Source organism: Acidovorax sp. (assembly GCF_046314175.1).
In the GTDB taxonomy this organism is placed as follows: domain Bacteria; phylum Pseudomonadota; class Gammaproteobacteria; order Burkholderiales; family Burkholderiaceae_C; genus Acidovorax.
Genome location: NZ_JBKBXG010000008.1, coordinates 79,840 through 87,451, shown reverse-complemented (window position 1 = coordinate 87,451; position 7,612 = coordinate 79,840). Strand labels below are relative to the sequence as shown.

The following is a 7,612-nucleotide window of genomic DNA, read 5'->3' as shown; positions in this document are numbered from 1 at the left end:
CATGCCACCCCGCCCGCTGCGCTCCTCGGCGCATACAGAGGGGATTGGGGAGAAACATCCACTCGGGCCATTGCTTCGCTTCGCTGCGCTCGGCACCACCTCGCGGGCGCAAGCGCCACGCGCTGCGCAGCCTGGGCCGAGCGAAGCAATGGCCCGTGTGGGTGTTTGGCTGTCCGGCTGTCCAACCCCTGCTGGCTGCGCCTGCGTCGGGGCGGTTACGGGGTGAGCATGCGCGTCGAAGCGCGCATGCCTCGTTATCTGACTCGCCGCAGTTGTTTGAACGTAGCGCGCCAGCGCGAAGTGAGTTCTGCGGCGCACCCCGCAACCGCCCCGACGCAGGTCGCCCCGTAGCGCAGCGAAGGGGTCGCAGACTGGGGGTCGCCTTTTCTTTGGTGACTTTCTTTTGGCGACCCAAAAGAAAGTTACTCGCCCGCCGGGCGACTCCCGGCTCCCGCCCTGAAACCAAGCATGCTTTCCCAACTAGCACGCCCCGGCTTCGACAAGTTCAGCCCGAACGGATAGCGGGAAGATCGCATACTACAAAAATAATAGCTACCAGCGCTTGATGGATAAGCGCTAGAAGCCAAAAACACCCAAAACAACGCCATGCAAGAAACCAAATCCACCTGCCCCTACTGCGGCGTAGGCTGCGGCGTGATCATCGAATCCGAAGGCGCGCACATCACCGGCGTTCGCGGCGACCCCACCCACCCCGCCAACTTCGGCCGCCTGTGCACCAAGGGCTCCACCCTGCACCTCACCGCCACCAGCCCCGTCACCCTGCAAACCCGCCTGCTGCACCCCCTGCACCGCGCACAGCGCAACGACAAAGTCGCCCTGCCCGTCACGTGGGACGCAGCCCTGACCCTGGCCACCGACCAATTCGCACGGGTCATCAGCGAGCACGGCCCCGACGCCGTCGGCTTTTACGTCAGCGGCCAGTTGCTCACCGAGGACTACTACGTCTTCAACAAACTCGCCAAGGGCCTGATCGGCACCAACAACATCGACACCAACTCGCGCCTGTGCATGAGCAGCGCGGTGGCGGGCTACAAGCAGACCCTGGGTGCCGACGCGCCACCCGCCTGCTACGACGACGTAAACCACGCACAGTGCCTGTTCATCGTGGGCAGCAACGCGGCCTGGGCGCACCCCATCCTGTTCCGCCGCATCGAAGACGCACGCGCCGCCAACCCTGGCATGAAGGTCATCGTGGCCGACCCGCGCCGCACCGACACGGCTGGCATGGCCGACCTGTTTTTGCCCATCCAGCCCGGCAGCGACGTGATGCTGTTCAACGGCATGCTGCACCTGATGCTGTGGGAAAGCTGGATCGACGCCAACTACATCGGCGCGCACACCACGGGCTTTGAACAACTCAAGGCCCTCGTGCGCGAAGCCACGCCCGAGCGCACGGCGCAGGTTTGCGGCATTTCTGTGGCCGACCTGACCACGGCTGCGAAGTGGTTTGCAACCTCCAAAGCAACGCTCAGCCTGTACTGCCAGGGCCTGAACCAGAGCAGCAGCGGCACCGCCAAGAACGCCACGCTGATCAACCTGCACCTGGCCACCGGCCAGATCGGTAGGCCCGGCGCAGGCCCCTTCAGCCTGACGGGCCAACCCAACGCCATGGGCGGGCGCGAGGTGGGTGGCCTGGCCAACTTACTCAGCGCCCACCGCGACTTGGGCCTTCCCGAGCACCGCGCCGAAGTGGCCGCGCTGTGGGGCGTGGCCGATGTGCCCAGCCAGCCGGGCAAGACGGCGGTGGAGATGTTCCAGGCCGCCGCCGACGGCGAAATCAAGGCCCTGTGGATTGCCTGCACCAACCCCGCGCAGAGCATGCCCGACCAGGCCACGGTGCGCCGTGCTCTGCAGCGCGCCGAGTTTGTGATCGTGCAGGAGGCGTTCGTCACCGCAGAAACCTGCGCGTACGCCGACCTGATGCTGCCCGCCACCACCTGGGGCGAGAAAACCGGCACGGTGACCAACAGCGAGCGCCGCATCTCGCGCGTGCGCACCGCCGTGCCCGCACCGGGCCTGGCGCGGCACGACTGGGCCATTGCGGTGCAGTTTGCGCACCAGTTGGAGGCACGCCTGCGGCCCGGCGCGCCGACGCTGTTTCCTTACGCCACAGACACGGCCGACCAGGGCGCTGAAACCGTGTGGAACGAACACCGCGAAAGCACACGCGGGCGCGACCTGGACATCACCGGCCTGTCGTGGGACCGGCTTGAATCTCAAGGCCCGCAACAGTGGCCGTTCGTTGCAGATGCAACCACCGGCAAGGCCCGTCTGTACGAAGACGGCGTCTACCCCACCGCCGATGGCCGCGCGCGTTTTGCCGCGCATGCGTGGCAGCCCACGGCCGAACAACGCGAATCGCGCTACCCCTTCAGCCTGACCACCGGCCGCCTGCGCGACCAGTGGCACGGCATGACGCGCACTGGCACGCTGGGCCGCCTGTTTGGCCATGTGGCCGAGCCGTGTGTTCAGCTGCACCCGCAGGACATGGAGCGTCGCAAGTTGACCAACGGCGACCTCGTGCAGGTGACCAGCAAACGCGGCTCCATCGTGGTGCCCGTGCAAGCCGATGCCACGCTCGGGCTGTCGCAGGCCTTCATGGCCATGCACTGGGGCAGCGCATTTTTGAGCGGCGTGTCTGCCACCGGCGAGCGACTGGCGGGCGTGAATGCGCTCACCACCTCAGCGTTTTGCCCCACCTCCAAACAGCCCGAGTTGAAACACGCGGCGGTCAAAGTGCTGAAGGCCGATCTGCCCTGGACGCTGCTGGCCATGGCCTGGTTGCCCGCAGAAGGCACGAGCGGCGCACTGTCTGCGCGCGAGGCGCTGTCGGACTTGATGGCGGAGTTCCCGTTTGCGAGTTGCGTGCCTTTCAGCAACAACACCCCCCTGGACGAACCCGGCCGTGAACGCAACGGCGTGCTGTTGCGCGCCGCTGCGCACGAGGCGCCGCCAGACGCACTGCTGGAACGCATTGAGGCCTTGATCGGCCTGAACACCGCAGACACCCTGCGCTACGCCGACAAAAAACGCGGCCAGCGCCGCGCCGCGCGGCTGGTGCGCAGGCCATCCACCGAGGGAGACACCACCACGCTCGAAGCCATCGTGCTGGCGGGTGACACCAGCGCCGAAGGCTGGCTCAAGACCCTGCTGCAAGAGGAACTGCCTGCGCAAACCTACGGCCGCCTGCTGCTGGTGCCCGGCGCCAAGGCTCCGGTGGCGGTGCAGTCACGCGGCAAGACGGTGTGCACCTGTTTCAACGTGACCGATGTGGCCATCACTGGTGAGCTGGCGCATTGCCACGGCACCGACGACGACCGTCTGGCGCAGTTACAGGGCAAGCTGCGCTGCGGCACCAACTGCGGATCGTGCCTGCCCGAACTCAAACGCACAGTGCGCGCCACGGGGCCTCTGGCTGCAGCACCTGCGGCGGCTGCTGCCCACGTCACCATATAACCAGAAGTTGGCTTGGTTGCGCGAAAATAGCGCCTCGCCCCCAATATACCCACAAGGACTTGTGCAACAGGGCTCCAGCTAGGCGCTTTCGGCGCAGACAGTACGCCTGTACGGCAAGCCGAAACAACGACGCTGGCGCCCTGTTTCACAAGTCCCGCCACCAAAAAACCACAAATCCATGGGCATTAGCCAGTACATCAAGGAAATCGGCCGCGGCGCGCGCGGCGCCAAGCCGCTAACGCGCGAGCAGGCCACCGAGCTGTTCGGCCAAGTGCTGGATGGCGCCGTGACCGACCTGGAGATCGGCGCCTTCTGCCTGGCCATGCGCATCAAGGGCGAGACGGCTGAAGAGATGTGCGGATTTCTGGATGCCACGCACCAACGCCTGGCGCTGCTGCCCGCCACCGACCGCCCGCTCATCGTGCTGCCCAGCTACAACGGTGCACGCAAGCTGCCTGTGCTGACGCCGCTGCTCGCGCTGCTGCTGGCACGCGAGGGCTTGCCCGTGCTGCTGCACGGCATGCGCACTGAGGCGCGGCGGGTTTTGGCATCAGATGTGCTTCTAGCGCTTGATATACCAGCGCTAACAGCTCCTGAAAAAATAGCAAACGGCACCGTGCGCCATATCCATACGCAACACCTGCACGCTGGCCTGGCGCGCTTGCTGGCTGTGCGCGAGGTGGTGGGCCTGCGCAACCCGGGGCACAGCGTGGTCAAGCTGATGAGCCCATGCGCGGGCCCCTCGGTGGTGGTGACGGCGTACACGCACCCTGAATACTTCGAGATGCTGCAGACAACCTTCCGCACGCTGGGCATGAGCGCCCTGCTCTCGCGCGGGCTGGAGGGCGAGGTGGCCACCGACCCCCGCCGTACACCCCGTTACGACGGCTTTGTGCACGGCGTGCACGCGGTGCTCGAATCGCAACAGCCCGGCACAGCCAGCGAAGTGCCCGGCCTGCCCGCCGAGATCGACGTTGCCACCACGGCCACCTACACACGCCAGGTGCTTGCTGGCGAGTTGCCCATTCCGCCCGCGATTGAGCGGCAGGTGGAACATATCTTGCAGCTTGCGGAACAAACTAATTCGGAGACATCCCCATGAGCCGCCCCACGCACACCAACACCCTGCCCCCGTCCAAGCCCCACCTGGGCACTGGCGGCAGCTGCACGCTGGTGGGCGCAGGCCCCGGCGACCCGGAGCTGCTCACCATCAAGGCGCTCAAGGCCATCCAGGCGGCCACCGTGCTGCTGGTGGATGACCTGGTGAGCGACGCCATCGTGGCCCACGCATCGCCCACCGCGCGCATCGTTTACGTGGGCAAACGCGGTGGCTGCAAAAGCACGCCGCAGGCCTTCATCGAAAAGCTGATGCTGATGGCCGTGAACGAGGGTGAAAACGTGGTGCGCCTCAAGGGTGGCGACCCGTTCATCTTTGGCCGGGGTGGTGAAGAGGTGGAGCACCTGCGCTCAGCGGGCGTGCCAGTCACCGTCATCAACGGCATCACGGCGGGCTTGGCCGGGCTCACGTCGCTGGGCGCCCCCCTCACGCACCGCGAACATGCGCACGGCGTGGTGTTTGTCACCGGCCACGCCAAGCCTGGCGACACCGGAACCGACTGGCGCCAGCTGGCCGCAACCGCTCGCGATGCCAAGCTCACGCTGGTCATCTACATGGGCGTGAGCGGTGCCGCCACCATCGAGCAGGAACTGCTGACCGGTCTGCCCACCAGCACGCCCGTGGCCATCATCCAGCACGCCAGCCTGCCCCAGCAACGCCACGCAGTCACCACGCTGGGCGCACTGCACGCCACCATCGCGCGCGAAGGGCTGGCCAGCCCGTCCGTGATCGTGGTGGGCGACGTGGTGCGGGGTGTAGCGCTGGCATCGCAGGATGCCGCACAGCAACACGCCGGGCACCACGCCACCCCAGCGCCCCGGACACGCCTGGCCTTTTGACCCTGCCGCGGCCGCTGCACGCAACACTTTGCCGCGACACCCCGGTCAGCCAGCACCAGGGCTGCACACCAAAGCTGATAGCATCGCCGCGCACTTGCAACAAGCCGCGTCTTCTGGGCAGCCCTGACCCCATCGACGCAGCTGCAGGCGCGCCATCGCCATCCGCCCAGGAATTTGCTTGAACACTCGTTTTGCGCACCCAGCCGTTGTCCTGGTGCTGTCGTTTTTAGCCGTGATCGCACTGGGCACTGCGCTGCTCATGCTGCCGCTTGCACATGCACAAGGGCAGAGCGCACCTTTTCTCACGGCACTTTTCACGGCCACATCGGCCGTGTGCGTGACCGGTCTGGTGGTGGTGGACACCGGCACCTACTGGAGCGGCTCGGGGCAGGTCCTCATCATGGGTTTGTTCCAGATCGGCGGGTTCGGGATGATGACGTCGGCCACGCTGATGGGCCTGCTGATCAGTGGGCAAATGCGCATCCGCACCCGGCTGCTGCTGCAGGCAGAGACCCATTCGCTGGCGCTAGGTGACGTGAAAAGCGTGGCCAAGCTCGTACTCAAGGTGACCGTGGCGGTGGAGCTGCTGATGGCGCTGGCACTGTGTCTGCGGTTTGCACTGGCCTACGACATGCCCTGGGGCGAGGCGGCGTGGCAAGGTGTCTTTCACGCCATCTCTGCCTTCAACAACGCGGGCTTTTCGACCTGGGGCGACAGCGTCATGCGGTTTTCGTCCGATGCGCTGGTGCTTGTTCCCCTCATGCTGGCGATCATCATCGGCGGCCTGGGGTTTCCGGTACTGCACGAGTTGCTGGCTGAACGCGGACGCAAGCGCCCACTGTGGTCCATGCATACCGCCATCACCGTGTGGGGCTCGCTGGCGCTGATCGTGCTGGGCACGGTGGTGATCTTTCTGGCCGAGTTCAGCAACCCGGGCACCCTGGGACCCATGGGCTGGGCACACAAAGGGCTGGTTTCGCTGTTCACCTCGGTGTCGGCGCGCACGGCAGGGTTCAATGCGCTCGACATCGGTGCGCTGAGCACCGAATCACTGGCGCTGCACTACATCCTCATGTTCATCGGCGGGGGCAGCGCGGGCACGGCAGGGGGCGTCAAGGTGACTACGTTCTTCGTGCTGGTGCTGGTGGTGTGGAACGAGATCCGTGGCCACCGCGACGTGGAGTTTCGCGGCCGTCGCATCGCTGATTCGGTGCAACGCCAGGCCATCACCATCTTGGTGCTCAGTTCGGCAGTGGTGGGCCTGGCCATGTTGCTCATACTGCCGCTGACGCCGCTGCCGCTGGAGAAGGTGCTGTTTGAAGTGGTTTCCGCATTTGGCACTGTCGGCCTGTCTACCGGCATCACGGCTGACCTGGTGCCAGGCGCACAGGCCATCATCATTGCGCTCATGTTCATTGGGCGCGTGGGCGTGGTCACCCTGGCCGTGGCCCTGGCCACCAACCAGCTGCGCCGCAACTACCGTTACCCCGAGGAGAGACCCATTGTTGGATAAAGCCGTAAAGAACCTGTCGGGCAGCGTGGTGGTGATTGGCCTGGGCCGGTTTGGCACAGGCGTTGCCAAATCGCTGGTGGAGCTGGGCCACGATGTGCTGGCCATCGAAAGCGATGCCGACACGGTGCAGTCGCTCTCCAGCGTGCTACCCCATGTGGTGCAGGCCGACGCCACCGACCTTGAAACGTTGCGCCAGCTGGCCGTGCCCGACTTTGCGCATGCAGTGGTGAGCATCGGCGGCAACCTGGAGGCCAGCGTGCTCACCATCCTGAACCTGAGCCAGCTCGGCATCAAGGACATCTGGGCCAAGGCCATCGACCCGCAACACGGCCGCATTGCCGAGCGCGTGGGGGCCCACCACGTGGTCTACCCCGAAGCCGACATGGGCGAGCGCGTGGCGCACCTGGTCACCGGCAAGATGATCGACTTCATCGAGTTTGACGACGGCTTTGCCATTGCCAAAACCAGGGCACCGATGGAGACGCACAACAAACCGCTGTCCCAATCCGACGTGCGCAAACGCCATGGCATCACGGTGGTGGGCATCAAGCGCCGCCATATCGACTTTATCTACGCCAAGGCAGACACCGAAATCAAACCGGGCGACCACCTCATCGTGGCAGGCCCCACGCGCATGGTGGAGCGGTTTGCGGCGCTGTACTGAAC

Annotated in this window: 6 protein-coding genes; 5 read left to right on the top strand and 1 reads right to left on the bottom strand. The window is 65.6% G+C overall.

Translation table 11 applies throughout. The features are described from left to right. Nucleotides 1-422: 422 nt before the first annotated feature. A complete protein-coding gene (locus tag ACK4OE_RS03875; RefSeq protein WP_409883172.1) occupies nt 423-608 on the bottom strand; it encodes a DUF1010 domain-containing protein in 186 nt (61 codons plus the stop codon). On the opposite strand from ACK4OE_RS03875, the gene ACK4OE_RS03870 reads away from it, so the two are divergent. The 5 genes from ACK4OE_RS03870 to ACK4OE_RS03850 all read left to right on the top strand — a co-directional run bounded on the left by ACK4OE_RS03870 (nt 607) and on the right by ACK4OE_RS03850 (nt 7,610). Continuing rightward, on the top strand, nt 607-3,477 hold the full coding sequence (locus tag ACK4OE_RS03870) for a molybdopterin-dependent oxidoreductase (RefSeq protein WP_409883171.1): 2,871 nt from the start codon (nt 607-609) through the stop codon (nt 3,475-3,477). The two genes, ACK4OE_RS03875 and ACK4OE_RS03870, sit on opposite strands and share 2 nt — an antisense overlap. Before the next feature lie 178 nt (nt 3,478-3,655). Next, on the top strand, nt 3,656-4,579 hold the full coding sequence (ybiB, locus tag ACK4OE_RS03865) for a DNA-binding protein YbiB (RefSeq protein WP_409883170.1): 924 nt from the start codon (nt 3,656-3,658) through the stop codon (nt 4,577-4,579). Beyond that, on the top strand, nt 4,576-5,433 hold the full coding sequence (cobA, locus tag ACK4OE_RS03860; protein ID WP_409883169.1) for a uroporphyrinogen-III C-methyltransferase: 858 nt from the start codon (nt 4,576-4,578) through the stop codon (nt 5,431-5,433). The genes ybiB and cobA overlap by 4 nt, the downstream gene beginning before the upstream one ends. Nucleotides 5,434-5,611: 178 nt before the next feature. Next, nucleotides 5,612-6,946 (top strand): TrkH family potassium uptake protein, encoded by a 1,335-nt coding sequence (locus ACK4OE_RS03855; protein ID WP_409883168.1) that lies wholly within the window; start codon nt 5,612-5,614, stop codon nt 6,944-6,946. Further along, nucleotides 6,936-7,610 (top strand): potassium channel family protein, encoded by a 675-nt coding sequence (locus ACK4OE_RS03850; RefSeq protein ID WP_409883167.1) that lies wholly within the window; start codon nt 6,936-6,938, stop codon nt 7,608-7,610. Before ACK4OE_RS03855 ends, ACK4OE_RS03850 begins: the two co-directional genes overlap by 11 nt. Nucleotides 7,611-7,612: the final 2 nt, after the last annotated feature.